Source organism: Terrabacter lapilli, assembly GCF_039531305.1.
GTDB lineage: Bacteria > Actinomycetota > Actinomycetes > Actinomycetales > Dermatophilaceae > Terrabacter > Terrabacter lapilli.
In genome coordinates this window covers 34,988-59,684 of the sequence record NZ_BAAAPU010000011.1, presented here as the reverse complement: position 1 = coordinate 59,684, position 24,697 = coordinate 34,988, and the positions used below count along the sequence as shown (strand labels likewise).

The 24,697-nt window shown below is 72.2% G+C and carries 25 protein-coding genes; 20 read left to right on the top strand and 5 right to left on the bottom strand.

Annotation, left to right across the window (positions count from 1 at the left end; genetic code table 11):
* Window positions 1-148: 148 nt before the first annotated feature.
* The 4 genes from ABD241_RS17850 (at window position 149) to paaK (ending at window position 4,350) form a co-directional block, all read left to right on the top strand.
* Complete coding sequence (locus ABD241_RS17850; RefSeq protein ID WP_344065868.1) at window positions 149-1,060, top strand: ABC transporter substrate-binding protein; 912 nt, start codon at window positions 149-151, stop codon at window positions 1,058-1,060.
* Window positions 1,057-2,049, top strand: a complete 993-nt coding sequence (locus ABD241_RS17845; protein WP_344065865.1) for an amino acid ABC transporter permease — start codon at window positions 1,057-1,059, stop codon at window positions 2,047-2,049. The genes ABD241_RS17850 and ABD241_RS17845 overlap by 4 nt, the downstream gene beginning before the upstream one ends.
* Window positions 2,049-2,927 carry an amino acid ABC transporter ATP-binding protein gene (locus ABD241_RS17840; RefSeq protein ID WP_425580823.1) on the top strand — a complete coding sequence of 293 codons (879 nt, stop codon included), beginning with the start codon at window positions 2,049-2,051 and terminating at the stop codon, window positions 2,925-2,927. The genes ABD241_RS17845 and ABD241_RS17840 overlap by 1 nt, the downstream gene beginning before the upstream one ends.
* A 109-nt stretch (window positions 2,928-3,036) precedes the next feature.
* On the top strand, window positions 3,037-4,350 hold the full coding sequence (gene paaK, locus ABD241_RS17835; protein ID WP_344065862.1) for a phenylacetate--CoA ligase PaaK: 1,314 nt from the start codon (window positions 3,037-3,039) through the stop codon (window positions 4,348-4,350).
* Between the two features lie 124 nt (window positions 4,351-4,474).
* On the opposite strand, the gene ABD241_RS17830 is transcribed toward paaK, so the two are convergent.
* Window positions 4,475-4,843: a GntR family transcriptional regulator gene (locus ABD241_RS17830; protein ID WP_344065859.1), complete on the bottom strand. Its 369-nt coding sequence runs from the start codon at window positions 4,841-4,843 to the stop codon at window positions 4,475-4,477.
* Between the two features lie 167 nt (window positions 4,844-5,010).
* Between ABD241_RS17830 and ABD241_RS17825 the strand changes: the two genes are divergently transcribed.
* The 7 genes from ABD241_RS17825 to galE are packed head-to-tail and all read left to right on the top strand — an operon-like array spanning window position 5,011 to window position 13,564.
* Window positions 5,011-6,489, top strand: a complete 1,479-nt coding sequence (locus tag ABD241_RS17825; protein ID WP_344065856.1) for a cytochrome ubiquinol oxidase subunit I — start codon at window positions 5,011-5,013, stop codon at window positions 6,487-6,489.
* 16 nt (window positions 6,490-6,505) lie between these two features.
* Window positions 6,506-7,555: a cytochrome d ubiquinol oxidase subunit II gene (gene cydB / locus ABD241_RS17820; protein WP_344065853.1), complete on the top strand. Its 1,050-nt coding sequence runs from the start codon at window positions 6,506-6,508 to the stop codon at window positions 7,553-7,555.
* Window positions 7,556-7,606: 51 nt separating this feature from the next.
* Window positions 7,607-9,271: a thiol reductant ABC exporter subunit CydD gene (cydD, locus tag ABD241_RS17815; protein ID WP_344065850.1), complete on the top strand. Its 1,665-nt coding sequence runs from the start codon at window positions 7,607-7,609 to the stop codon at window positions 9,269-9,271.
* Window positions 9,268-11,136 (top strand): thiol reductant ABC exporter subunit CydC, encoded by a 1,869-nt coding sequence (gene cydC, locus ABD241_RS17810; RefSeq protein ID WP_344065846.1) that lies wholly within the window; start codon window positions 9,268-9,270, stop codon window positions 11,134-11,136. The genes cydD and cydC overlap by 4 nt, the downstream gene beginning before the upstream one ends.
* A 12-nt stretch (window positions 11,137-11,148) precedes the next feature.
* Window positions 11,149-11,559, top strand: coding sequence for a BlaI/MecI/CopY family transcriptional regulator (locus tag ABD241_RS17805; protein WP_344065844.1), 411 nt, complete (start codon window positions 11,149-11,151; stop codon window positions 11,557-11,559).
* 47 nt (window positions 11,560-11,606) lie between these two features.
* On the top strand, window positions 11,607-12,503 hold the full coding sequence (locus ABD241_RS17800) for a M56 family metallopeptidase (RefSeq protein ID WP_344065842.1): 897 nt from the start codon (window positions 11,607-11,609) through the stop codon (window positions 12,501-12,503).
* Between the two features lie 44 nt (window positions 12,504-12,547).
* Window positions 12,548-13,564: a UDP-glucose 4-epimerase GalE gene (gene galE, locus ABD241_RS17795; RefSeq protein ID WP_344065839.1), complete on the top strand. Its 1,017-nt coding sequence runs from the start codon at window positions 12,548-12,550 to the stop codon at window positions 13,562-13,564.
* A 63-nt stretch (window positions 13,565-13,627) separates the two neighbouring features.
* Here galE and ABD241_RS17790 read toward each other — a convergent pair whose 3' ends face one another.
* The 3 genes from ABD241_RS17790 to ABD241_RS17780 form a co-directional block, all read right to left on the bottom strand.
* Entirely contained in the window at window positions 13,628-14,383 is a 756-nt protein-coding gene (locus ABD241_RS17790; protein ID WP_344065836.1) for a class I SAM-dependent methyltransferase, read from the bottom strand.
* Window positions 14,384-14,449: 66 nt separating this feature from the next.
* Entirely contained in the window at window positions 14,450-15,802 is a 1,353-nt protein-coding gene (locus ABD241_RS17785; RefSeq protein ID WP_344065833.1) for an MFS transporter, read from the bottom strand.
* 9 nt (window positions 15,803-15,811) lie between these two features.
* Window positions 15,812-16,219 (bottom strand): YybH family protein, encoded by a 408-nt coding sequence (locus ABD241_RS17780; protein ID WP_344065831.1) that lies wholly within the window; start codon window positions 16,217-16,219, stop codon window positions 15,812-15,814.
* Between the two features lie 118 nt (window positions 16,220-16,337).
* On the opposite strand from ABD241_RS17780, the gene ABD241_RS17775 reads away from it, so the two are divergent.
* The 9 genes from ABD241_RS17775 to ABD241_RS17735 all read left to right on the top strand — a co-directional run bounded on the left by ABD241_RS17775 (window position 16,338) and on the right by ABD241_RS17735 (window position 23,918).
* Window positions 16,338-16,883 (top strand): low molecular weight protein-tyrosine-phosphatase, encoded by a 546-nt coding sequence (locus tag ABD241_RS17775; RefSeq protein WP_344065828.1) that lies wholly within the window; start codon window positions 16,338-16,340, stop codon window positions 16,881-16,883.
* Window positions 16,884-16,908: 25 nt separating this feature from the next.
* Window positions 16,909-17,679: a VOC family protein gene (locus tag ABD241_RS17770; protein WP_344065825.1), complete on the top strand. Its 771-nt coding sequence runs from the start codon at window positions 16,909-16,911 to the stop codon at window positions 17,677-17,679.
* 58 nt (window positions 17,680-17,737) lie between these two features.
* On the top strand, window positions 17,738-18,529 hold the full coding sequence (locus ABD241_RS17765) for a VOC family protein (protein WP_344065822.1): 792 nt from the start codon (window positions 17,738-17,740) through the stop codon (window positions 18,527-18,529).
* Window positions 18,530-18,624: 95 nt separating this feature from the next.
* On the top strand, window positions 18,625-20,037 hold the full coding sequence (purB, locus tag ABD241_RS17760; protein ID WP_344065819.1) for an adenylosuccinate lyase: 1,413 nt from the start codon (window positions 18,625-18,627) through the stop codon (window positions 20,035-20,037).
* Between the two features lie 42 nt (window positions 20,038-20,079).
* Window positions 20,080-20,505 carry an MmcQ/YjbR family DNA-binding protein gene (locus ABD241_RS17755; RefSeq protein WP_344065816.1) on the top strand — a complete coding sequence of 142 codons (426 nt, stop codon included), beginning with the start codon at window positions 20,080-20,082 and terminating at the stop codon, window positions 20,503-20,505.
* A gap of 51 nt (window positions 20,506-20,556) precedes the next feature.
* Window positions 20,557-20,838: a metal-sensing transcriptional repressor gene (locus ABD241_RS17750; protein WP_142181852.1), complete on the top strand. Its 282-nt coding sequence runs from the start codon at window positions 20,557-20,559 to the stop codon at window positions 20,836-20,838.
* A gap of 63 nt (window positions 20,839-20,901) precedes the next feature.
* A complete protein-coding gene (locus ABD241_RS17745) occupies window positions 20,902-21,123 on the top strand; it encodes a heavy-metal-associated domain-containing protein (RefSeq protein WP_344065809.1) in 222 nt (73 codons plus the stop codon).
* Complete coding sequence (locus tag ABD241_RS17740; RefSeq protein WP_344065807.1) at window positions 21,120-23,522, top strand: heavy metal translocating P-type ATPase; 2,403 nt, start codon at window positions 21,120-21,122, stop codon at window positions 23,520-23,522. Before ABD241_RS17745 ends, ABD241_RS17740 begins: the two co-directional genes overlap by 4 nt.
* A gap of 57 nt (window positions 23,523-23,579) precedes the next feature.
* Complete coding sequence (locus ABD241_RS17735) at window positions 23,580-23,918, top strand: VOC family protein (RefSeq protein WP_344065804.1); 339 nt, start codon at window positions 23,580-23,582, stop codon at window positions 23,916-23,918.
* A gap of 44 nt (window positions 23,919-23,962) precedes the next feature.
* Here ABD241_RS17735 and ABD241_RS17730 read toward each other — a convergent pair whose 3' ends face one another.
* Entirely contained in the window at window positions 23,963-24,628 is a 666-nt protein-coding gene (locus tag ABD241_RS17730) for a hypothetical protein (protein WP_344065799.1), read from the bottom strand.
* Window positions 24,629-24,697 lie beyond the last annotated feature (69 nt).

Below are 24,697 nucleotides of genomic sequence, written 5' to 3'. Positions count from 1 at the left end.
CGGCGCTGTCCGGCGTGCACCGTGTCCCGGCTAACGGTTCGGTCGCATCCGTGCGAACGTTCAGCGAAAAGTGAAAGGATCCCTCAATCAGCGGCGCATGCTTGCGCCTGATCGATTGAACACTGCGCCTGTCCTGGAAGGACCTCCCATGCGTCGCATGTCCCTCATCGCCGCCACCGGCGTCGCCGTCGCGGGCCTCGCGCTGTCTGCGTGCGGCTCGAACTCGATGTCCAACTCCTCGCCGGGAGCAGGCAGCACCCCCGCCGCGTCGGGGACGTCCGCGGGCGGCGGCGTCGACCAGGCCCTGGCGGCGAAGGTCCCGGCCAAGCTGAAGTCCGCCGGCAAGATCGTCGTCGGCACCGACCCGACGTATGCGCCCAACGAGATGCTGGCGACCGACGGCAAGACCGTCGAGGGCTTCGACATCGACCTGTTCAACGCCGTCGCGGCCAAGCTCGGCCTCAAGACCGAGTACGTCCCGGCCGGCTTCCCCACGATCATCCTCGGCGTCACCAGCGGCAAGTACGACATGGGGGTCTCGAGCTTCACCATCAACCCCGACCGCAAGAAGCAGGTCAACATGGTGAGCTACTACAAGGCCGGCACCCTGTGGGTCGTCGCCAAGGGCAACCCGGAGAAGGTCAACATCGACGATGTCTGCGGCAAGAGCGTCGGCGCCCAGAAGGGCACCGTCCAGGCCGACGACCTCGCCGCGCGGAGCAAGAAGTGCACCGACGCAGGCAAGCCCGCGATCACGCAGGTGATCCAGACGGGGCAGGACCAGGTGACGGCCGACGTCGCCAGCGGCAAGACCGTCGCGATGCTCGCCGACTCGCCCGTCGGCCTCTACGCCATCAAGCAGACCGGCCAGCTCGAGCCGCTCGGTGACATCTACGACTCCGCCCCCTACGGCTACGTCGTGCCCAAGGACCAGACCGACTTCGCCAACCTCCTCGTCGAGGCGCTCAAGGCCACCAAGGCCGACGGCACCTACGACGCGGCCTTGAAGAAGTACGCGGTCGAGAAGGGCGCCATCGACAACTTCGCCGTCAACCCGTGAGTGATCCCGTGGCCGGCACGACGACGACAGGAGTGACGCCAGGCGGCGCCACCAGTGCGGACACGGAGCGACCGGGCATCATCGACGCCAAGCCGGTGCGGCACCCGGGACGGTGGGTCGCGCTCGCCGTGATCCTCGTGCTCATCGGCATGCTGGTCAGCTCGTTCCTGACCAACGAGCGCTGGAACTTCCCCAAGGCCCTCGAGATCATGCAGCAGACCCCCGTGCTCGAGGGGCTCTGGAAGGGCACGATCATCGGCACCGTCGGCTCGATGGTGATCGGCATCGTGGGCGGCATCATCATCGCCGTCCTCCGCCTGTCCCAGAACCCCATCCTGCGCGGCGTCTCGTTCGTCTACACGTGGTTCTTCCGCGGCATCCCCCGCCTCGTGCTGCTCGCGATGATCGGCAGCGGCCTCGGCTTCCTCTACAACAAGATCGACTTCGGGGTGCCGTTCGGGCAGCAGGTCGCCTCGTTCATGGGGCTGTCGAGCAACTTCACCTTCTTCACGCTCAACGTCAACCAGTTCTCGAGCACGCTCATCGCCGGCATCATCGGCCTGGGCCTGTCCGAGGCCGCCTACATGGCAGAGATCGCCCGCGCGGGCATCCTCTCGGTCGACAAGGGCCAGGCCGAGGCGGCCGCGGCCCTCGGCATGGACCGGGGCAAGGCCATGCGGCGCATCGTGCTGCCCCAGGCGATGCGCGTCATCGTGCCGCCGACCGGCAACGAGACGATCGCGATGGTGAAGGACACCTCGCTGCTCTCGGCGATCCCCGTCATCACCGAGCTCTTCTACCAGACCAGCGCCATCGGCACCCGGACGCTGCTCATCATGCCGGCGTTCGTCGCCGTCACGGCGTGGTACCTCATCGTCGGGTCGGTGCTCATGGTCGGGCAGTACTTCCTGGAGAAGCGGTTCGGGCGCGGCTTCGGCACCCCGAGCAACAAGCGGTTCGCACGGCCGGCAGGGGCAGGAGGCGCCTGATGTCAGAGACCACCACCACGAGCCCGCAGGCCCAGCCGCACGAGCGCTCCCGCACCGGCGAGGAGCTGCCGCTCGTCCGGGCGGTCAACGTGATGAAGAGCTTCCACGGCGTCGAGGTGCTCAAGGGCATCGACCTCGACGTGCACCGCGGTGAGGTGGTCGTCCTGCTCGGGCCCTCCGGCTCGGGCAAGACGACCTTCCTGCGCTGCATCAACCAGCTGGAGGAGATCGACGGCGGCCGCATCTGGGTCGACGGCGACCTCGTCGGCTTCCGCGAGGACGGCGGGCACCTGCACCACCTCACCGACAAGCAGGTCGCCGCGCAGCGCCGTGACATCGGCATGGTGTTCCAGCGCTTCAACCTCTTCCCGCACATGACAGCCGTGCAGAACGTCATGGAGGCGCCGATCCAGGTCAAGGGCGTCGGCAAGAAGGAGGCCAAGGCCCGGGCGCTCGAGCTGCTCGAGCAGGTCGGTCTCGGTGACAAGCCCGACTCCTACCCTGCCCAGCTCTCCGGCGGCCAGCAACAGCGGGTCGCCATCGCGCGGGCCCTCGCGATGGACCCGAAGCTCATGCTCTTCGACGAGCCGACCTCGGCCCTCGACCCGGAGCTCGTCGGCGAGGTGCTTCGCGTCATGCGCGAGCTGGCCAACCAGGGCATGACGATGATCGTCGTCACGCACGAGATGGGCTTCGCCCGGGACGTCGCCGACCACGTCGTCTTCATGGACGGCGGCATCGTCGTCGAGGAGGGCAAGCCCCGCGACGTCATCGTCAACCCGAAGCACGAGCGGACCAGGTCGTTCCTCCAGCGGATGCGCACCGAGGACGAGGAGGCCGCGTCCGACGCCGAGGCCCCTGCGGTCCCCGACGCCTGAGCCTCCCTCCGTCCACGCCAGGTGGGCACCTTCCCCCCGGGGACGGTGCCCACTCGACGTTCACGGGCACACGGGAGTGCACCAGGTCACGGATGGGCACAATGGGCCCATGACGACGGAGTCACCCCGCCCCTCCCTGCCCGACCACGAGATCCCGACCGTCGGGCTGGACGAGCTGCGGGGCACCCAGCTCGAGCGGCTCCAGCGGACGGTGCGGGCGGCATACGACAACGTGCCGCACTACCGGACAGCGTTCGAGGGCAAGGGTTTCCACCCCGACGACCTCCGCTCGCTCGAGGACGTCAGCCGCCTGCCGTTCACCACCAAGGCCGACCTGCGCGACAACTACCCCTTCGGGATGTTCGCGGTCCCCCGAGAGCAGGTCGTACGCGTCCACGCCAGCTCCGGGACCACCGGCCGCCCCACGGTGGTCGGCTACACCAAGCGCGACATCGACACGTGGGCCGACCTCATGGCCCGCTCGATCCGCCTCGCGGGCGGCCACCCGGGCGACATCGTCCACGTCGCCTACGGCTACGGCCTCTTCACCGGCGGTCTCGGCGCCCACTACGGCGTCGAGCGGCTCGGCGCGACCGTGGTGCCCGTCAGCGGCGGCATGACCGAGCGGCAGGTCCAGCTCATCCGGGACTTCCGGCCGCGGGTCATCATGGTGACGCCGAGCTACTTCCTCAGCCTGCTCGACCAGATGGAGCGCGAGGGCATCGACCCGGCCGACACGAGCCTCGAGGTCGGGATCTTCGGGGCCGAGCCGTGGACCGAGTCGATGCGCCAGGAGATCGAGCGCCGCACCGGCATGGACGCCGTCGACATCTACGGGCTGTCCGAGATCATGGGTCCCGGCGTCGCGCAGGAGGCGGCGACGACCAAGGACGGGCTGCACCTGTGGGAGGACCACTTCTACCCCGAGGTCATCGACCCGGTGACCGAGGAGGTGCTGCCCGACGGTGAGGTCGGCGAGCTGGTGCTCACGTCGCTGACCAAGGAGGCCATGCCGGTCATCCGCTACCGCACCCGCGACCTCACCCGCTTGCTGCCCGGCACCGCCGTGCCGTCGATGCGGCGCATCGAGAAGGTCACCGGCCGCACCGACGACATGATGATCATCCGCGGCGTCAACGTCTTCCCGACGCAGATCGAGGAGCACGTGCTCGCCGAGCCGCGCCTGTCGCCCTACTTCCAGTGCGTCCTGACGCAGCCCGGCCGGATGGTCGAGCTGACGGTGCTCGTGGAGCCGCTCTCGCGCCTGGAGCCGGGGGCGGCCGACGACATCGCGCGCACCCTGCAGCACGCGATCAAGACCCACATCGGCACGACGGCCCGCGTCGAGGTCCGCGAGCCCGGCTCGATCGAGCGCTCCATCGGCAAGGCCCGCCGCATCGTCGACGAGCGTCCGAAGGCCTGAGCGCGACCGGCCGGGTGTCCCGGACCGCGCCTCTCGACACACCAAGTGGTCCGCCCGTGAACCGGCCCAGCGAGGGACCCACCCGGATCGCCGACTTCGTGCGTTCGGCGGGCCCTGCCTCGTTTCAGACGCGGCGCTGGGCGCGGCTGACGATCTCGAGGGCTGCGGCGTCGGCGACGCCGGCCTCCCGCGCCGCCGCGACGTAGCGGGCCGCCAGGGCCGCCAGCGCCGCCTCGGCGGCGTGCTCCCCCGAGGCCACGACCGTGCCGGCGCGCCTTCGGGTCTCGACGAGACCCGCCGCCTCGAGCTCCTTGTAGGCCCGCGCCACCGTGTTCGCCGCGAGACCGAGGTCGGTGGCGAGACCCCGGACGGTCGGCAGCCGGTCGCCGGGCACGAGCCGGCCACCGCGGATCAGCGCCTCCACCTGGGCGCGCACCTGCTCGAAGGGCGGCTCGGGCGAGGTGGGGTCGACGGCGACGTCCAGTTCGGTCACCCGGGAAGTAAGGCAGCGACGAGGGGCCGTGTCAACGGCGCTCACGCCCGACATCCCGCGTGACCGGCGTCACGCCCCAACCCTGCACACCCTGACGGTTCCCGGTTCGAGCGCCCGCTAGCATCTACTACGTAATGTAGTTTTGGCGCGACCCTCGCGGAGCCAACATGGATGCAACGGACCTGGCACGGTGGCAGTTCGCCATCACCACCGTGTACCACTTCCTCTTCGTGCCGATCACGATCGGCATGTCCCTCGTCGTCGCTGTCTTCCACACCGCGTGGGTGCGGACGCACAACCCGCAGTGGATGAGGCTGGCGAAGTTCTTCGGCAAGCTCTTCCTCATCAACTTCGCGCTCGGGCTCGTGACCGGCATCGTGCAGGAGTTCCAGTTCGGGATGAACTGGAGCGACTACTCGCGCTTCGTCGGTGACATCTTCGGCGCACCGCTGGCGATCGAGGCGCTGCTCGCCTTCTTCCTCGAGTCGACCTTCCTGGGTCTGTGGATCTTCGGCTGGGGACGCCTGCCGGAGAAGCTGCACGCCACGACGATGTGGCTGGTGCACATCGGGACGGTGCTCTCGGCGTACTTCATCCTCGCCGCGAACTCGTTCATGCAGCACCCGGTCGGCTACCGGTTCAACCCGGTGATCGGCCGCGCGGAGCTGACCGACTTCTGGGCCGTGCTGACCAACAAGGTCCAGCTCGTCACGTTCCCGCACGTCATCTTCTCGGCCTACATGACCGGCGCCGGCGTCATCATGGGCGTGGCGCTGTGGCTCATGCGCCGGGAGGCCAGGCGCGCCCACGACGACGCGCTGGAGATCGCGCGGACGGACGCCCCGATGTACCGCCGGGCGACGCGCATCGGCGCCGTCCTCACGCTCGTCGCGGCTGTCGGCGTCGTCGTCTCGGGCGACGCGCAGGGCAAGATCATGACCGAGGTGCAGCCGATGAAGATGGCTGCCGCCGAGGCGCTCTACGGCTCCGTGCCGGCCGGTCAGGGAGCACCCTTCTCGGTGCTGACCGTCGGCTCGCTCGACGGCTCGCACGCGAACGCGCTCATCGAGATCCCGGGCCTGCTCAGCTTCCTCGCCACCGGCAACGTCAACGGCGCGGTCAAGGGCATCAACGACCTCAAGGCGCAGTACGCCCAGACCTACGGCGCGAGCGGCAACAAGCTCGTGGCCGACGCCGCGACGGCGTACGTGCCCAACATCCCGACGACGTACTGGACCTTCCGGCTCATGATCGGCCTCGGGATCGCCACCGCGCTCATCGCGCTGGCCGTGCTGTGGATGACCCGCAAGGACGCGCACCCGACCGCTCGGTGGCTCACGTATGCCGCCGTGGCCGCTCCGCTCCTTCCCGTCTTCGCCAACAGCTTCGGGTGGATCTTCACCGAGGTCGGGCGCCAGCCGTGGATCGTCTTCGGCCTGATGACGACCGCGTCCGGTGTCTCGCCGAGCGTCTCCATGGGCGAGGTCATCACCTCGATGGTCGTCTTCACCCTCCTCTACGGCGCGCTCGCCGTGGTCGAGATCAAGCTCTTCCTGCACTACGTCCGCAAGGGCGCCGAGCCCTTCGAGCAGCCGCAGGACCCCGCCGACCGGGACGAGGACGCACCCCTCGTCTTCGCCTACTGAGAAGGACTGGGCTGCAATGGATCTCGCAACCTTCTGGTTCATCGTCCTCGGAGTCCTGTGGACCGGGTACCTCGTCCTCGAGGGCTTCGACTTCGGGGTCGGGATGCTCCTGCCGGTCCTCGGTGGCAAGCGGTACGCGTCCGACGCGGCCGACGCCGAGAAGCGCCGTCGCGTCCTGCTCAACACCATCGGGCCGGTCTGGGACGGCAACGAGGTGTGGGTGCTCACGGCCGGCGGCGCCACCTTCGCGGCCTTCCCGCACTGGTACGCGACGCTGTTCAGCGGGTTCTACCTGCCGCTGCTGCTCATCCTCGTCGCGCTCATCGTGCGCAACCTCGGCTTCGAGTACCGCCACAAGCGGCCGGAGGCGCGGTGGAAGGCCCGCTGGGACCAGGCGATCTTCTGGGGCTCGCTCGTGCCCGCCCTGCTCTGGGGGGTCGCGCTGACCAACATCGTCCGCGGCGTGCCCATCAACGCGGCCAAGGAGTACACCGGCAACCTGTTCACGCTGCTCAACCCGGCCGGCCTGCTCGGCGGCCTCGTCTTCGTGGCGCTGTTCCTCACGCACGGCGCGATCTTCGTCGCGCTCAAGACCGACGGGAAGATCCGCCTGGAGGCCAGGCAGATCGCCGAGCGCGTCGGTGTCATCGCGGCCGTGCTGGCCGTGGCGCTGCTCCTCTGGATCGGCCTGACCGACGGCAAGCTCGCCTCCTGGGTCACGACCGTCGTCGCTGCGGCCGCGCTCCTGGGCGGGCTCGCCGCCAACCGAGCCGGGCGTGAGGGCTGGGCCTTCATCGGGACCGCCGTGACCATCGCCATGGCCGTCGCGACGTACTTCCTGGTGCTGTTCCCCAACGTCATGCCGAGCTCGACCAACCCGGCCTGGAACCTCACGGTCGCCAACGCGTCGAGCACCGACTACACGCTCAAGGTCATGACCATCGTGGCGCTCGTCTTCACGCCGATCGTGCTGGTCTACCAGGGCTGGACGTACTGGGTGTTCCGCAAGCGCCTGACGGTCAAGCACATCCCCGAGGACGCCCCGCTCGAGACCGTGCCGCAGTGAGCGCGATGCGCGCCCTCGACGCCCGACGACCGTGAAGAGAGCCCGACTCACGTGAAGCCCTTCGACCCGCGACTCCTCCGGGCGGTACCCGCCGCCCGGAGGCCGGTCGCCGTCCTGGCCGCGACCGGCATCGCCACCGGGGTCGCGACGATCGCCACCGCCTTCGCGCTGTCGGCGGTCGTCGTCGGCGTCGTCGACGGCTCGGACCTCGGCACCGCGCTCGGCTGGCTGCTCGGGCTCTTCGGCGTACGCGCCGTGCTCGCGGCCGTCACCGAGCGGGTCGCCGCCTGGTCGGGCGTCTCGGTGTCGTCCGCGCTGCGGGCGGCGCTGCTGCGCCAGTGGGGCAGCACCGACGCCGACTCGCGCCTCGAGCCCGGCGCCGCCGTCTCCCTCGCCACCGCCGGCACCGCAGCGGTGGAGCCGTATGCCGCCCGCTACCTGCCGACCCTCGTGACCGCCGCCGTCGTGCCCGCCCTCGCCATCGGCACGCTCGTCGTCGTCGACTGGCCGAGCGCCGTCGTCGTCGTGCTGACCCTGCCGCTGCTGCCGGTCTTCGCCGCGCTCATCGGCAAGGCGACGGCCACCTCCACCGAGCGCCGGTGGACCGCCCTGGCAGCGCTCTCGGGACACTTCCTCGACGTGGTCCGCGGCCTGCCGACCCTCGTCACCTACGGCCGGGCCCGGCGCCAGGCCGCGACGGTCCGCGAGGTCAGCGACCGGCACCGGCGCGCCACGATGGAGACGCTGCGCATCGCGTTCCTCTCGTCCGCGGCGCTCGAGCTGCTCGCGACGATCTCGGTCGCCATCGTCGCGGTCACCGTGGGCCTGCGCCTCTCGACCGGCTCGATGGCGCTGGGCCCCGGGCTCGTCGCGATCCTGCTCGCCCCCGAGGCCTACTGGCCGGTGCGCCGGGTGGGCGCCGAGTACCACGCGGCGGCCGACGGCGCCGTGGCCCTCGACGCCATCCTCGCCCAGCTCGAACCCTCCCCCGCCACCACCTCCGCGAACGCAGGCATGAGCGAGTGCCTCGGCGAGGTGCGCCTCGCCGGCGTCACCTACGCGTATGCCGGGTCACCCGCTCCCGTCATCCGTGAGCTCGACCTCGTGACCGGTCCCGGGCTCACCGTGGTCACCGGCCCCTCAGGCGTCGGCAAGTCGACGCTGCTCGACCTCGTGGCTGGGCTGCGCCGCGCGACCTCCGGCACCGTCGAGGCACCCGCCTCGCACTACGTGACGCAACGGCCGTTCCTCGCCACCGGATCGGTGCGCGCCGCCCTGACCATCGGCCACCCGGCCACCGACGACCAGCTGTGGGAGGCCCTGCGGGCGGTCGAGGTCGACGGGGTCGTGGCCGCGCTGCCCGGTGGGCTCTCGGCCGACCTGGGCGACGACGGCTTCGGCCTGTCCGCGGGCCAGCGACAGCGCCTCGCCCTCGCCCGGGCCTGGCTCGCCCCGGAGACCGTGCTGCTCCTCGACGAGCCCACCGCCCACCTCGACCCGGAGGGCGCCGAGCAGGTGGCCGCGCTCGTCGCCGAGCTGGCGGAGCGCCGGGTCGTCATCGCCGTCACCCACCGGGACGAGCTGCTCGCCCACGCCGACCACCACCTCGTCCTCGCCGCCCCCGATCTCGCCGCCGACTCGCGGTTCGAGGTGATCCCGATGCAAGGGACCCACTCGGGATCACCTCGAACCGTCCGAGAGGGGACCGACCGATGAGTGCCACGACCGCGTTCGAGGGGACGCCGCAGCCGCAGCACACCTCGCCCTCACCTCGAACCGGCGTCATCCGGCGACGCGTCTGGTGGCCCTCCGCCGGGACCGTGCGCGGCGGCCTGCTCGGCGGCGTCGCCACCGCCTGCGGCATGGCCCTCACGGCGACCTCCGGCTGGCTCATCGTCCGCGCCGCGGAGCGCCCGGTGATCCTCACCCTGCTGACCGCCATCGTCGCCGTGCGAGCCTTCGGCATGGCCCGGCCGCTCTTCCGCTACTGGGAGCGCCTCACCAGCCACGACGCCGCTCTGGCGATGCTCGCCGAGCGCCGCACCACCGCCTACGAGGCGCTCATCCCGCTCACGCCCGCTCGGCTCGGGCGCCGCCGCCGCTCGGACGTGCTGACCGGCGTCGTCGACGACCTCACCGACGTCGTCGACGCGCAGGTGCGGGTCACGGTGCCCGTCATCTCGACCGCCGTCGCCGGCGGCATCGTCATCGCCCTCACCATGGCGCTCGCCCTCCCGGTCGGGCTCGTCATGCTCGGGCTCGGCGTCGCCGTCTGCCTCGTCAGCGCCCTCGCGGCCCGGCTCGAGGCGCGGTCCCTGCCCGACCTGCTCAGCGCCCGCGCCGAGGTGACGCGCGTCAGCGAGCTCATGGCCAGCCAGGCCTCCGAGCTGCGCGCCGTCGGCGGGTGGGACACGGCCCTTAGCTGGCTCGACGACGCGCACGCCGCGCTCGACCGGGCGACCCGCCGGATCAGCGCCGGGCGCGCCGCGGCCGCATCGCTCTTCCTGGTCGCCGTCGGCACGGCCGTCGCCCTGACCGCCTCCATCGCCCAGGGACTCACGGTCTCGACGCCGGTCAAGGCGCTGCTCGTCCTCACACCGGTCGCGGTGTCCGAGGCGATCACCCCACTCGTCGACGCCATGCGGGCCCTGGCTCGCGCCCGCGGCAGCGAGCGCCGGCTCGCCGCCCTGCTGGACCTCGCGCCGGCCGTGGCCGACGCCTCCGGCCACGATTCGGGCCACGCGCACGAGGGCACCGGCGGTGCCAGTCCCGAGCAGACGGCATACGCAAGCGGTGACGTCCTCGGCAGCGACATCGAGACCCGGGCCCTGACGGCGTCGTGGACCGGCGGACGCACCGACCTCGCCCCGACCGACCTCGACGTCCCCGCCGGCAGCCGGCTCGCGATCACCGGCCCGAACGGCAGCGGCAAGTCGACGCTGCTCGCGGTCCTCGCCCGGCACCTCGACCCGACCGGGGGCAGCTACCGCCTCGGCGGCGCCGACGTGCTCGACCAGCCGCTCGAGGAGGCCCGCTCGCGCATCGCGGTGGTCGACGACGAGACCCACGTCTTCGCCACGACGCTGCGCAACAACCTGTCACTCGCCCGCCCGGACGCCGACGACGCCGAGCTCGAGCGGGCGGTGCGCGCTGCGGGGCTCGCCGACCTGCTCGAGGGGCTGCCCGACGGCCTCGACACGACCCTCGGCGCCGGCGGCCGCGGCCTCTCCGGCGGCGAGCGGGCACGGCTGGGCATCGCCCGCGCGCACGCGAGCGCACGGCCTGTCGTGCTCCTCGACGAGCCGGTCGCCCACCTCGACCCGCCCACGGCGCGGGCGGTGGTCCGGGACCTGACCCACCCGCCCGACGACACGGCCGGCGACGCGGGTGACACCCCCGACAGCCCCGGCCCGACGGTCGTCATGGTCACCCACCGCGACGACGGCGCCGACCTCTTCGACCGGGTCTTCGAGATCCGCCGTCCGTCGGGCACGATGTCCCTGACCGCGGTCGCGCCGACGGCCCCTGGAGCGGACCACCCCCGCCCCGACACGCACCACCCCGACCCTCCTCGTCGGTAGATAGGAACTGCCATGCCCACGACTCCCCGCAACCGACTCGGCGACCTCGAGCGCGCCGTCATGGAAGAGCTCTGGACCACCGCCGAGGCCCACCCCGAGGGCCGCACCGTCCGCGAGGTCCACGACGCCATCGGCGTCGAGCGCGGCCTCGCCTACACGACCCTCATGACGGTCCTCGACCGGATGGCCAAGAAGGACCTCGTCAAGCGCGAGCGCGACGGCCGTGCCTGGCGCTACACCGCCGCCTCCACCCGGGCCGAGCTCACCTCCGAGTCGCTGCACCACACCCTCGGCGAGCTCGCCGGCGACAAGCGCCGCACGGCGCTGCTGCACTTCCTCGACGAGTCGACCCCCGAGGAGATCGACGAGCTCAAGGCCGCGCTCGCCGAGCTCGAGGCACGCCGCCCCGACCTCGCCGGCTGACACGCGAACCGCCTCCACGGACCTCACCGGCCCTCCACACTGATCCCGTGCTGATCGTCGCGTCCTTGGTCGTCCTCGCCGTCGTGCTCGCGTGGCCCGTGCCGCGCGCGCTCGCCCGCGCGACGGCGCTGCGACGCGCCCCTCGGGCAGCGCTCGTGCTCTGGCAGTCGAGCGCTGTCGCGGCCGTGCTCGCCGCCCTGCTGGCAGCGCCGGCCGCCATCCCCGCGGTGGTCGGTCGGCAGGTGCGCCTGGCCGAGCAGTGGCCGGTGCTCGTCGTCGCCGCCGCGCTCAGCGGCATGGTGGCCGTGCGGCTGCTGCTGTCGGCCGACCGCGTCGGCCGGGGCCTGCGCTCGGCGCGTCGTCGCCACCGGGACCTCGTCGACCTGCTCGGCGTCCCCGGCGAGGGGCCCGACCGGCACATGCGCGTGCTCGAGCACACCACCCCGACGGCCTACTGCGTCCCCGGCGTACGCCGTCGCGTCGTCCTGACCCAGGGCACCCTCGAGCGCCTGCAGCCCGACGAGCTGTCCGCCGTCCTCGCTCACGAACGGGCACACCTCGCCGCCCGGCACGACCTCGTCATGGAGTTCTTCACCGTCGTGCACGAGGCGATGCCAGGGTTCCTCCGGTGCGACGCCGCACTGGTCGAGGTGCACCTGCTCATCGAGGTCCTGGCCGACCGCGCCGCCGTGCGCCGCGCCGGACCCGTCAGCACCGGGCGGGCCATCGTCGCCATGGCCGGCGGGTCGAGGCCCACCGGCTCGATGGCGATGGGCGGCGGCACCCGGGTCGCGACCGCCCGCATCGGGCTGCTCGACGCGCAGCACATCGCCGGGCTCCCCGTCCCTGTCGTCGCGGCCGGCATGTATGCCGTCTCGGGCCTCCTCGTCGCCCTGCCGCTCGCGCTCTACGGCATCGCGATCGCCGGGCTCAGCGTCGTCTGACCGGCCTCCTCGGGCGCCCTCGTGAGGGTGGGTAGGGTGGCGCCATGCGCGTACTCGTGAGCGGTGGAGCCGGCTACATCGGCTCCCACACCGTCGTCCAGCTCGTCGCGGCGGGGCACGACGTGCTCATCGTCGACAACTTCGCCAACAGCAAGCCGACGGTCGTCAACCGCCTCGAGGCCCTCACCGGCACCCACGTGCCGGTCCATGCCTTCGACCTGACCGACCGCGACAAGACCGAACAGCTCTTCACGCACGAGAAGATCGACGCCGTCATCCACTTCGCCGGGCTCAAGGCCGTCGGGGAGAGCGTCGAGAAGCCGCTCGAGTACTACGAGAACAACCTCGGCTCGACCTTCTCGCTCGTGCGGGCGATGCAGCGCCACGGGGTCGACAAGCTCGTCTTCAGCTCGTCCGCGACGGTCTACGGCACCGACCAGGAGGCGGCCACCGAGGACCGCCCGACGTCCGCGACGAACCCCTACGGCTGGACCAAGGTGATGCAGGAGCAGATCCTGCGGGACGTCGCGCAGGCACACCCGCGGATGCGCTTCGCCCTGCTGCGCTACTTCAACCCGGTCGGAGCCCATGCCAGCGGCACGATGGGCGAGGACCCCCAGGGCATCCCGAACAACCTCGTGCCCTACATCTCCCAGGTCGCGGTCGGCCGCCGCGAGTACCTCCAGGTCTACGGCGACGACTACCCGACCAAGGACGGCACGGGCGCTCGCGACTACATCCACGTCGAGGACCTCGCGGCCGGGCACCTCGCGGCCCTCGCGAGGCTCGAGACGATGGACGAGCCGGTCGGGGTGTGGAACCTCGGGACCGGGCAGGGCACCACGGTGCTCGAGATGCTCCACGCCTTCGAGCGGGCCGTGGGTCGCGAGCTGCCCTACCGGGTGGTGCCGCGTCGTGCCGGTGACGTCGCCGTCTCGTTCGCCGACCCCACCAAGGCCAACCAGGAGCTGGGCTGGCGTGCGACCCGCACGGTCGACGACATGTGCGTCGACACGTGGCGGTGGCAGAGCGCCAACCCGCAGGGCTACCCCGACGCCTGACCGGGCCCGAGGCGGCGCACCGGGCGTGCCTCGGCGGTCAGCGCCGGTGGGCCGCGCCCAGCCTCACCGCGCCGCGACCGCCCACGCCGCGACGCTCGGCATCGTGACCACCCCACCGGTCTCGTGCTCGGCGCAGCGGGCGCGCAGCTCGCGCTCGAGGTCGGCGCGCACCTCGTCGGTCTGTGCGAGGTAGGTCTCGCCGACTCCCCCGACGCCGCCGCTGATGCCGGCCCAGAGGTCCTCCCAGGACACGCGCCAGTCCCAGCGGTGCTCTCCGGACGCGGTGACGGTGAGGCCCGCCTCGGTGAGCAGGCCCGCGACGCCGTCGACGGACCGTTCGTAGTCGAGGTGCGCCGGCAGGCGCTGGCCGGGGACGGCGACCGCGCCCGCGGCGGCGAAGGAGTCGCGGAACAGCCGGGCCTGCAGCGTCGGCCCGTTGGTCCACGAGGTCACGGCCACCGGCGCGCCGGGCCGCGCGACGCGGGCCAGCTCGCGCACCGCGGCCCTCGGGTCGGGCACGTGGTTGACCACGAAGTTCGCCGTGACGGCGTCGTACGCAGCGTCCGGCAGGCCGAGCGCCGGCAGCGACGCCTCGGCGACCCTGACGTCGAGTCCCTCCGTCGCCGCGCGGGTCAGCCCGGTCATGTCGGTGTCGGGGTCCACGGCCAGGACCCGGCGGCCGCGCTCAGCGGCGGCCCGGGCGAGCGTGCCGGCCCCGCAGCCGACGTCGAGGTGGTCCGTGCCGCGCGTCCGGTCGAGGAGCAGCTCGACCGTGCCCTCGCAGAGCGATGCGAAGGACCGTGCGTACGCGTCTCCCACGCCTGACCACCTCGTCGAGCTCACGTCCCGCATCCTCGCAGGCTCCCGCCGGAGGACCCGGACGGGTCACGGCTGCGGGTCCAGGGCGTCGTAGTCACGGAACGACGGGACCCGTGCCACGGTGACCACGACGAGGACCACGACCAGCGCACCGCCCACGACGGAGGGCACCCAGGTGGCGGCGACGGTCGCCAGCGTGCCGGCGAACATCTGACCCAGCCGGGGGCCGCCGGTCACGACGACGGTGAAGACCCCCTGGGTGCGGCCGCGCAGGTGGTCGGGCACGGCCGACTGCAGGATCGCCTGACGGAAGATGGCGCTGATGTTGTCGGACCCGCCGGCGACGGCGAGGAAGAGGGCCGCGAGGGCGAGTGCCCAGCGGTTGACCGCCGCGAAGTCCATGGACTCGACGGCGTGGCCGCCGAGCTCGGTCACGGCCAGCACCACGCCGAAGCCGAGGATGCCCAGGCCGTAGGAGACGATGGCGTTGCGGATGGCGAGCCCCTGCCGGCGCAGCCCGGTGACGCGCCCGGAGAAGAGGCTCGAGACGATGCCGCCGACGGCGAAGGCGGCCAGCAGGATGCCGGCCGTGACCGGGCCGCCACCGATGACGACCGCCCCCACGGCGGGAAACAGCACCATGGGCTGCCCGAAGGTCATCGCGATGATGTCGACGACGAAGCTCATCCGCACGTTGGGTGCGCGTCGCAGGTGGGCGAGGCCGTCGACGACCGACCGGAACCCTCCGGTGGCCGGCACCTCCCCCTCGGGCCGGATGCGCGGCAGCGTCCAGAGCCCGAAGAACCCGGCGAAGAAGAGCACGACGTCGACGGTGTAGGTCCACGCGTAGCCGGCGCGCGCGACGAGCACGCCGGCGACCCCCGGCCCGACCGTCACCATGACCCCGCCGGAGATGCCCATCAGGGCGGCCGCCTTGGGGAGAAGCTCCGGTGGCAGCAGCCGCGGCGTGATGGCCTGGCGCGTGGCCGAGGCGATCGTGGCCGCGACGGCGTTGACCGTGGTGATGACGTAGAAGGCCCAGACCACGTGGACCTGCGCCCAGGCGATGGTCGCCAGGGTCACGGTGGAGCCCCACGCCACGGTGCTCGCGGCCAGAGCCACCGAGCGGCGGTCGAAGCGGTCGGCGATCGCGCCACCGTAGAGGCCGGCGACGACCATCGGCAGCAGCGAGAACCAGGCGACGAGCGAGACCATGAAGGTCGAGTGCGTCAGGTCGTAGATGTGCAGCCCGACGGCCGTGTTGGTGACGAAGGTGCCGATGCCGGCGAGGGTGTTGCCGGCCCAGAGCCGGGCGAAGGCCGGGCTCCGGCGCAGCGGCGTCAGGTCGACGAAGTGCGAGCGACGCGCCGTCTCGGCCTCACCGACAGCGACGCCGGGGGCTGAGGATGCGTCGGTCACGGAGTGAAACTACGCCACGAGGTCACGCGCGAGCGCGGGGAGGCAGGCGTCGGTCTCACGCAGCCGCGAACCGTCGCGCACCCACAGCCAGCGGCCGGCGGCGGTGCGGCGTGCCACCTGGGTGTGGACCCTGCCGTCGCCGAGGGCCGCCGTGGTCATGGCGAGGTCGCCGTTGACGACTGCCCGGACCCTCGCGGCGCCCACCTCCAAGGCACCGGCGGCCAGCGCTGCGGCGAAGGCCTCGCGGATCGCGGCGTGGCCGGCGGCCTCGCGACCGCGCGGCAGGCTCACGACGGCGTCGGCGGCATACAGCCCCACGATGCCGTCGAGGTCGCCGGCGCGCACGGCTGCGGCGAAGGCCGGCTCGAGGTCCTCCGGGGAGCCCGCCCCGACGGTCAGCGGCTGTGTCGTCGTCATGCCGCACACCGTGGCAGCGACCACCGACAACCGACCCGACGGTCGGCCCCGACAATCCACCCGTATCAGTTCTGCGCTTCCGGTCTCGCTGCCCGATATGGGGTGTTGAATGGAGATCATGTCGCCGCGCCCATTCCACGTCACCTTCGTGTGCAGCGGCAACATCTGCAGGTCCCCGATGGGGCACATCATCCTGCAGAGCATGGTCGAGGATGCCGGCCTCGGGGACCACGTGCGGGTCTCCTCGAGCGGCACCGGCGACTGGCACGTCGGCGAGCAGGCCGACCCCCGCACCGTCGCCGTCCTCGCCGCGCACGGCTACGACGCCTCCCGGCACCGGGCCCGGGAGTTCGACCCGGAGGAGTTCGACGACGTCGACCTCGTGCTCGCCTCCGACGCCGGGCACGTGCGGACCCTGCGCCGCCTGGCTCGGACCCCCGACGACCGCACCAAGATCAGACTGGTCCGCGAGTTCGACCCCGAGGCCCTCGCCGCCGGGACGCTCGAGACCGACGACCCCTGGTACGGCGACGACGCCCACTTCGCCCGGTGTTTCGCGGAGGTGGAGGCCGCCTGCCGTGGCATCCTTTCGCACGTCAGGGACCAGCTGGACGGCCGGCTGGCCGGCCGCCTTCGCGACAGGGTGGACTGGGAACGGCCCTGACCCGATGTGAGGCCTCGACGTCACCGTGCCCGACTACCCCTACGGCTCCCCGTGCTGGGTCGACCTGCTCGCCAGTGATGTGGCACGGGCCAAGGCGTTCTACGGCGGTCTGTTCGGCTGGCAGTGGCTGGTCGGCGACCCGGCCACCGGCGGCTACACGATGGCGCTGCTCGACGGGCAGCCGGTCGCGGGCCTGAGCCGCCGCCCCTCGAACGCTCCCGTCCCCAGCCAGTGGACGACCTACCTTCGCGTCGGCGACCTCGCGGTCGCCGCCCGGGCCATCAACGCCTACGGCGGCCGCACCCTGGGGCGGCCGGTCGCGATCGGCGCGCTGGCGCGCACGCTCATCGCGGTCGACCCCGGCGGGTCGCACTTCGGGGTGTGGGAGCCGGCCGACCTGCTCGGCAGCGGCGTCCTCGACGAGCCCGGCTCGCTGACGTGGAACGAGCTGCTGACCCGCGACTACGACGCCGTGCAGGCCTTCCACCTGCGGGTCTTCGGCCACGCGTTCACCGACGAGACCGAGCCCGGCGGCCCGCGGTGGGCGACGGCCCGCACCGAGGACGGCAACCCGGCATACGGCCTCGCCGAGATCGACGGTGAGTGGCCGCCCGAGATCCCGTCGCACTGGGTCGTCTCGTTCGCCACGCACGACCTGGTCTCCGACGTCGCGCGTGCCGTCGACCTCGGCGGGGTCGTGCTGCAGGAGCCGTTCGACGGGCCGTACGGCTTCGGCGCGGTGCTCGCCGGGCCGGAGGGCGAGGTCTTCTCGCTCCTGGTCCCCGACCTCGACTGACCCACGACACCCCACCACCCATCGCGTCGGCGCCGCCGGCTCACCATCAGGAGGACCGATGCCCGTCCACGAGGAGAGCTTCGAACCCGGCACGCCGTGCTGGGCCGACGTCATGGTCGACGACCTCGACCGCGCCCGCGACTTCTACGGCAGCCTCTTCGGCTGGACGTTCGAGGACCTGCCGCCCGAGGCCGGCGGCTACGTCATGGCGCGCAAGGACGGTCACGCCGTCGCGGGGGCGATGGCCAAGAACCCGGACGACCCGAGCCAGGCCAACGCCTGGACCGTCTACCTCGCCACCGACGACGTCGACGAGACCGCCGAGCGCGCCCGCACCGCCGGCGGCGTCTTCTTCCTCGAGCCGATGGACGTGCTCGAGGTCGGGCGGATCGCCGTGGGCGCCGACCCGGCCGGGGCCGCGTACGGCCTGTGGCAGGCCCGGGAGCACACCGGCGCGGACCTCGTCGACGAGCCCGGCACGCTCGTCTGGGCCGAGTCGATGAGCCGCGACTACGCGGCGAGCAAGGCCTTCTACTCCGGCGTCCTCGGCTACCGGCTGCAGGAGATCGGCGACGCGGGGTTCTCCTACGCCGTCGCGACGCTCGACGGCGACCGGCCCGTCGCGGGCATCGGCGCCATCCCGGCGCAGGCGCCCGCTGACGTGCGGTCGCACTGGATGGCGTACTTCGCCGTCGCCGACTGCGACGCGGCGTCCGAGCAGGTCGCGCGCCTGGGTGGCACGGTCGTGCAGCAGCCCTTCGACAGCCGCTACGGGCGGGTGGCGGTGGTCGCCGGGCCGCAGGGCGAGACGTTCTCCCTCCTGCAGCCGGCCGCCGCTCCCGCTGGCTGACCGAGGGCGTATGCCGCCCGCCCGGCTCGACGTGGGCGTCGCCACCGCGCCGGACGGCATACGAAGCACTGGCTGTGCTCTGGGAGGATGGCGCCATGGCATCGCTTGCTGACGCAACCCCGCCCATCGCGCTCGGGGCGCTCGACGGGCGCTACCGCGGCGCCGTCGCGCCGCTCGTCGACCACCTCTCGGAGGCGGCCCTCAACCGGCAGCGGGTGCACGTGGAGATCGAGTGGCTCGTGCACCAGACGAGCAATGGCGTCGTGCCCGGCGTGCGCAAGCTGAGCGACCGGGAGGTGGCCGCGCTGCGGAAGGTCGTCGACGACTTCGGCACCGACGAGGTCGCCGAGCTCGGCGAGATCGAGCGGGTCACGGTCCACGACGTCAAGGCGGTCGAGTACTTCCTCAAGAAGCGTCTGACCGTCATCGCCCCGGCCGAGGAGGACAAGGGCCTCGCCGAGCTCATCCACTTCGGCTGCACGAGCGAGGACATCAACAACCTCTCCTACGCCCTCATGGTCAAGGGCGCGGTCGAGCAGGTGTGGCTGCCCAAGGCGCAGGCACTCGTCGCCCAGGTCTCCGACATGGCCCGCGAGCTCAAGGACGTGCCGCTGCTCGCGCACACCCACGGCCAGCCGGCGACGCCGACGACGATGGGCAAGGAGCTCGCCGTCCTCGCGCACCGCCTCGGCCGGCAGCTGCGCCGCATCGAGAGGCAGGAGTACCTCGGCAAGTTCAACGGCGCCACCGGCACGTACGGCGCGCACGCGCTCGCCCTGCCCGACGTCGACTGGCCTGCCGTGTCGCGCGCGTTCGTCGAGGGCCTGGGCCTGACGTGGAACCCGCTGACGACGCAGATCGAGAGCCACGACTGGCAGGCCGAGCTCTATGCGGACGTCGCGCGCTTCAACCGCATCCTGCACAACCTCTGCACCGACGTGTGGACCTATATCTCGATGGGCTACTTCGCCCAGGTGCGCGGCCAGGGCACCGTCGGGTCGAGCACGATGCCGCACAAGGTCAACCCGATCCGCTTCGAGAACGCCGAGGCCAACCTCGAGGTGAGCAACGCCCTGCTCGACGTGCTCGGCGGCACGCTCGTGCAGAGCCGCCTCCAGCGCGACCTCACCGACTCGAGCATGCAGCGCAACATCGGCACGGCGTTCGGCCACAGCCTCCTCGCGCTCGACAACGTCTCGCGCGGCCTCGCCGGGCTCGACGCCGTGCCCGAGCGGATGGCGGCCGACCTCGAGGCCAACTGGGAGGTGCTCGGCGAGCCGATCCAGTCGGCGATGCGGGCTCTCGGCGCCCAGGGCGTCCCCGGCATGGAGGAGCCCTACGAGCGCCTCAAGGAGCTGACCCGGGGCCGACGCATCGACGGCGACGACCTGCGCGAGTTCGTCCGCGGCCTGGGCCTGCCGGCCGACGTCGAGGCCCGGTTCGTGGCCCTGACGCCGCAGACCTACACCGCCCTCGCGAGCCGGCTCGTCGAGGACTACCTGGGCTGACGGCATCCGCCGCGACGGGTTGCGCCGGTAGCGTGGGGGGCCATGTCCCGCCCACGCCCGGCCACGCTCGCCGACATCGAGGAGGCGGCCCTCGCGCTGCCCGAGGTGGTGCGTGAGCCGGAGACCGGGGGGCGGCCCGCCTTCTCCGTGCGCGGCAAGGCCTTCGCCTTCGCCCGCGGACCCCGGAAGGACGCGTACGACCCCCGGACCGGGGAGCCGTACGACGACGTCCTCGTGTTCCGGTGCACAGCCGAGGACAAGGAGGCGATGGTCGGTGACCCCGACTCGCCCTGGTTCACGACGCCGCACTGGAACGGCTACGACGCAGTGCTCCTCCTCGAGCGCGACCTCGGCCGGCTGACCGCGGAGGAGCTGCGTGAGGTCGTGACCGACGCCTGGCTGCAGAGGGCGCCGCGGCGACTCGCGAAGGAGTGGCTCGCGAGGGCCGGCGACCACCCTTCCCGGTAGTTGTGGAAATACCCTGTGGGGGTATGCTGCTGTCGACGACGAGGAGGTGCCATGGCTGGATACACCGGCAGCAAGGACGACTACCTGAAGCGGCTGCGCCGCATCGAGGGCCAGGTCCGCGGCGTGCAGAAGATGGTCGACACCGACACCTACTGCATCGACATCCTGACGCAGGTCAGCGCCATCACGAAGGCCCTGCAGGCGGTGAGCCTCGGCCTGCTCGAGGACCACGTCGCCCACTGCGTCGTCGACGCCGCGCGCGAGTCCGACGAGGCTGCGGCCCAGAAGGTCCGCGAGGCGTCCGACGCCATCGCCCGGCTCGTGCGCAGCTGAGCCACCGCCCCTGAGGCCCGCCACCCAGACCCCCCAGAACCCCGACGCCCGAGGAGGCACCCGATGAGCGAGACGACCCAGACCGAGATCACCGTCGCCGGTATGACGTGCGGTCACTGCACCGCCGCCGTCAGTGAGGAGCTCTCCTCCCTGCCGGGCGTCGTCGCGGTCGCGGTCGACCTGCACCCGGGCGAGGACTCGCCCGTCACCATCACCAGCGAGGCCCCCCTCGACCCGGCCGCCGTCGCGTCCGCCGTCGCCGAGGCGGGCTACAGCCTCCGATGAGCACCGGCCAGGCACCGGTGACGACCGGCGAGCGGACCCCCGACGAGGTGCGCCTCGCCATCACCGGCATGACCTGCGCCTCGTGCTCGGCCCGGATCGAGCGCAAGCTCTCCAAGGTCGCCGGGGTCGAGTCGGCCACCGTCAACCTCGCGACGGAGAAGGCGCTGGTCTCCTTCACGGCGCCGGTCACGGTCGATCAGATCCTCGCCGAGGTGAAGAAGACCGGCTACGGCGCCACCGTCATCGACGGCTCGGGCGGCCCCAGCAGCTCCGGCGCCTCGGGCGGCTCGGGCAGCTCGGGCGGCTCGGGTAGCTCGGCCAAGCCGGGGGCCGGGGCGTTGCTCGAGAAGCTGCGCGCCCAGGAGCTGGAGCGGCGCAAGGAACGGACCGCGGCGCGGGGCGCGCACCCCTCGGGTGCGGACCACGACCACGGTCAGGACCACGGCGCCGGTCACGGCGAGAGCCACCTCGACCACACCCCGGCCCAGAACGTCCTCAAGCCCCGGCTCGTCACCGCCGTCGCACTGACGATCCCGGTGCTGCTCCTGGCCATGGTTCTGCCCGAGTTCGGCGCCAGCCCGTGGCTCCAGTTCGTCCTGGCCACCCCCGTCGTCTTCTGGTGCGCGTGGCCCTTCCACCGCGCGGCCGCGGTCAACGCGCGACACCTCGCCTCCACCATGGACACCCTCGTGTCCCTGGGAGTACTGGCCGCGTGGGGCTACTCCGTCGTCGAGCTGTTCCAGGGCGGGATGCACCTCTACTTCGAGGTCGCCGCCGTCGTGACGACGTTCCTGCTCACCGGCCGCTTCCTCGAGGCACGTGCCAAGGACTCGGGACGGGACGCCCTGCGCTCCCTGCTCGACCTCGGCGCCAAGGACGTGTCGGTGCTGCGCATCGACCCGCAGACGAGGGTCACCGGCGAGGTCCGTATCCCCGTGGACGAGCTCGTGGTCGGCGACCACTTCATCGTGAGACCGGGTGAGAAGGTCGCCACCGACGGGGTGGTCCTCGAGGGCTCGAGCGCCGTCGACGCGAGCCTCGTCACCGGCGAGTCGACCCCGGTAGACGTCTCCGCGGGTGACGAGGTCACGGGCGGCTCGGTCAACAGCACCGGACGCATCGTCGTCGAGGCCCGCAGGGTCGGGGCCGACACCATGTTGGCGGGCATCCAGCGACTCGTCGAGAGCGCGCAGACCGGCAAGGCCGACGTGCAGCGGCTGGCCGACCGGGTCTCGGCGGTCTTCGTGCCCGCCGTGCTCGTCCTCGCCGTCGTCACCTTCGTGGGCTGGCTCGCGACGGGCCACGACGTGGGCACTGCGCTCGCCGTCGCCGTCACCGTCCTGATCATCGCCTGCCCCTGCGCCCTCGGCCTCGCCACTCCCACGGCGCTGCTCGTCGGCACGGGCCGGGGCGCCCAGCTCGGCACCCTGATCAAGGGTCCGCAGGTGCTCGAGGACACCCGCCGCGTCGACACCGTCGTCCTCGACAAGACCGGCACCATCACGACCGGCGAGCTGCGGCTGCGCAGCATCATGGTGCGCGGCAAGCTGTCGAAGAAGGCTGCGCTCACCGCGGCGGCGGCCGTCGAGCAGGGCAGCGAGCACCCGATCGCGCGCGCCGTCGTCGAGGGCGCCCGGCTGGCCAGGCTCGAGCTCCCCCGCATCCACGACTTCGAGGCGAACCCGGGTGAGGGCGCGACCGCCCGCATCAAGGACACCGAGGTCACGGTCGGCAAGGCGGTCCTCTTCGAGAGCGTCGACCCCGAGCTGCTCGAGCACGCCCGCGACAACGCAGGCACGACCGTCTTCGTCGGCTGGGACGGTGTGGCCCAGGCCGCCCTCACGGTGGAGGACACCGTGCGCGACTCGTCCAAGGCCGCCATCGAGCGTCTGCGTGCACTCGGGCTCACGCCCTACCTGCTCACGGGCGACAGCCTGTCCAACGCCCGCAGCGTCGCCGAGCAGGTCGGCATCGACGAGGCGAACGTGCGCGCCGAGGTGATGCCGGCACAGAAGCACGAGGTCGTCACGCAGCTGCAGCAGTCCGGCCGCGTCGTCGCCATGGTCGGCGACGGCGTCAACGACGCCGCCGCGCTCGCCCAGGCCGACCTCGGCCTCGCGATGGGCTCGGGCACCGACGTCGCCATGGACTCGGCGGACATCGTGCTCGTGCGCTCGGACCTCGACGCCGTCGGTGACGCCATCGGCCTCTCGCGCGAGACCCTGCGCATCATCAAGCAGAACCTCGCCTGGGCGTTCGGCTACAACACCGCCGCCATCCCGCTCGCGGCGTTCGGGCTGCTCAACCCGATGATCGCCGGGGCCACCATGGCCCTGTCGTCGGTGCTCGTCGTCAGCAACTCCCTGCGCCTCAAGCGCTGGGGGCGCAGCGGGCGCTGACCCACGCCTCGGCGGCTCTCCGGTCGGGAGACCCGCGCCCGCGGGTAGGTCCCCGCCATGGTCTCCTTCGTCAAGTCCGTGACGTTCGACTGCTCCGACCCCCTCGCGCTGGCGGCCTTCTGGGCGGCGGCCCTCGGCTCCAGCGTCGACGAGGACAGCACGGAGCGCCGTGCCTGGGTCGAGCCGGCCGGCTGGGGCGGTCCGACCCTGTGGTTCCAACCCGTCCCCGAGCCGAAGACGGCCAAGAACCGCCAGCACTTCGACCTCCGGGCGGTCGGGCCGGTCGAGACCGAGGTGCAGCGGCTCGTCGCGCTGGGCGCGACCGTGACCGGCGCGGACGGCGACGTCGTGGTGCTGGCCGACCCGGAGGGCAACGAGTTCTGCGTCGAGGCGTGACCCCGAGGTCGGCCGTCGGCGGCCACTTTGTGAGGGTGGTGTCCTCAGCGTGCCCGGTCAGCGGGGGCCGCCGGGAGAAGACCGGCCGGGTCGGTGACGCCGTCACCTGCCGTGAGCTGGGGGGCTCCCGAACCGGTGAGGTAGGCGTGCATGCTCGCGGCCACCTCACGCAGCGGTCGCGGCGGCAGGTACGCGCAGGCACCGGCGTCGAGCAGGCGGCTCACCGGTCCGGGCTGGCTCACCCCGAGCTCCTCGTCCTCGATCTCGGTGACGATGATGCGTGCGTCGGGGAACATGCCGCGCAGCGACCCGAGCAGCTGGGGACTCACGGGATGGGTCAGCAGCACGTCGGCCGTCGGTGGCGCCTTGAGCAGGTCGAGAACGATGTAGTCGGGGCCCAGCTCGTCGGAGAGCCGGCGACGCGCCGCGTCGGACAGCTTCGTCGCCGTGGCCACGACGGTCACCCCGTCGGGAACCCGCCCGGTGCCAGTCGGTTCCGCTCCGGCCTGAGGTGAGGCCACGACCGTTCCCTCGAGCACGCTCGGCCGGAAGGCGAGTACACCGAGCTCGCGCCCACCGGCACGGAGCGTCACCTCCGTCCCGGCGACCATCGCCTCCACCGCGGAGCGCACGTCGCGCGGCAGCGTCTCCAGGTCGAGCGTCGGCGTCCTGCCCCTGCGGTCCCGTCCCTGCACCGGGTCATGCGGCATCTCGGCACCCTAACCCGGGGGCGCCCGTGAGCGGCGCAGGAGGCAGCCACGAGTCCGCGCGGGACGGCA

Excerpts from the sequence above, each read along its gene's own strand:
- ABD241_RS17850 (WP_344065868.1), top strand. The coding sequence starts at position 149 with ATGCGTCGCATGTCCCTCATCGCCGCCACCGGCGTCGCCGTCGCGGGC.
- ABD241_RS17750 (WP_142181852.1), top strand. The coding sequence starts at position 20,557 with ATGGCTGGATACACCGGCAGCAAGGACGACTACCTGAAGCGGCTGCGC.
- cydC (WP_344065846.1), top strand. The coding sequence starts at position 9,268 with ATGAGTGCCACGACCGCGTTCGAGGGGACGCCGCAGCCGCAGCACACC.
- cydB (WP_344065853.1), top strand. The coding sequence starts at position 6,506 with ATGGATCTCGCAACCTTCTGGTTCATCGTCCTCGGAGTCCTGTGGACC.
- ABD241_RS17755 (WP_344065816.1), top strand. The coding sequence starts at position 20,080 with ATGTCCCGCCCACGCCCGGCCACGCTCGCCGACATCGAGGAGGCGGCC.
- purB (WP_344065819.1), top strand. The coding sequence starts at position 18,625 with ATGGCATCGCTTGCTGACGCAACCCCGCCCATCGCGCTCGGGGCGCTC.
- ABD241_RS17805 (WP_344065844.1), top strand. The coding sequence starts at position 11,149 with ATGCCCACGACTCCCCGCAACCGACTCGGCGACCTCGAGCGCGCCGTC.
- ABD241_RS17840 (WP_425580823.1), top strand. The coding sequence starts at position 2,049 with ATGTCAGAGACCACCACCACGAGCCCGCAGGCCCAGCCGCACGAGCGC.
- ABD241_RS17745 (WP_344065809.1), top strand. The coding sequence starts at position 20,902 with ATGAGCGAGACGACCCAGACCGAGATCACCGTCGCCGGTATGACGTGC.
- ABD241_RS17735 (WP_344065804.1), top strand. The coding sequence starts at position 23,580 with ATGGTCTCCTTCGTCAAGTCCGTGACGTTCGACTGCTCCGACCCCCTC.
- ABD241_RS17780 (WP_344065831.1), bottom strand. The coding sequence starts at position 16,219 with ATGACGACGACACAGCCGCTGACCGTCGGGGCGGGCTCCCCGGAGGAC.
- ABD241_RS17740 (WP_344065807.1), top strand. The coding sequence starts at position 21,120 with ATGAGCACCGGCCAGGCACCGGTGACGACCGGCGAGCGGACCCCCGAC.
- ABD241_RS17775 (WP_344065828.1), top strand. The coding sequence starts at position 16,338 with ATGTCGCCGCGCCCATTCCACGTCACCTTCGTGTGCAGCGGCAACATC.
- ABD241_RS17765 (WP_344065822.1), top strand. The coding sequence starts at position 17,738 with ATGCCCGTCCACGAGGAGAGCTTCGAACCCGGCACGCCGTGCTGGGCC.
- ABD241_RS17730 (WP_344065799.1), bottom strand. The coding sequence starts at position 24,628 with ATGCCGCATGACCCGGTGCAGGGACGGGACCGCAGGGGCAGGACGCCG.
- paaK (WP_344065862.1), top strand. The coding sequence starts at position 3,037 with ATGACGACGGAGTCACCCCGCCCCTCCCTGCCCGACCACGAGATCCCG.
- galE (WP_344065839.1), top strand. The coding sequence starts at position 12,548 with ATGCGCGTACTCGTGAGCGGTGGAGCCGGCTACATCGGCTCCCACACC.
- ABD241_RS17825 (WP_344065856.1), top strand. The coding sequence starts at position 5,011 with ATGGATGCAACGGACCTGGCACGGTGGCAGTTCGCCATCACCACCGTG.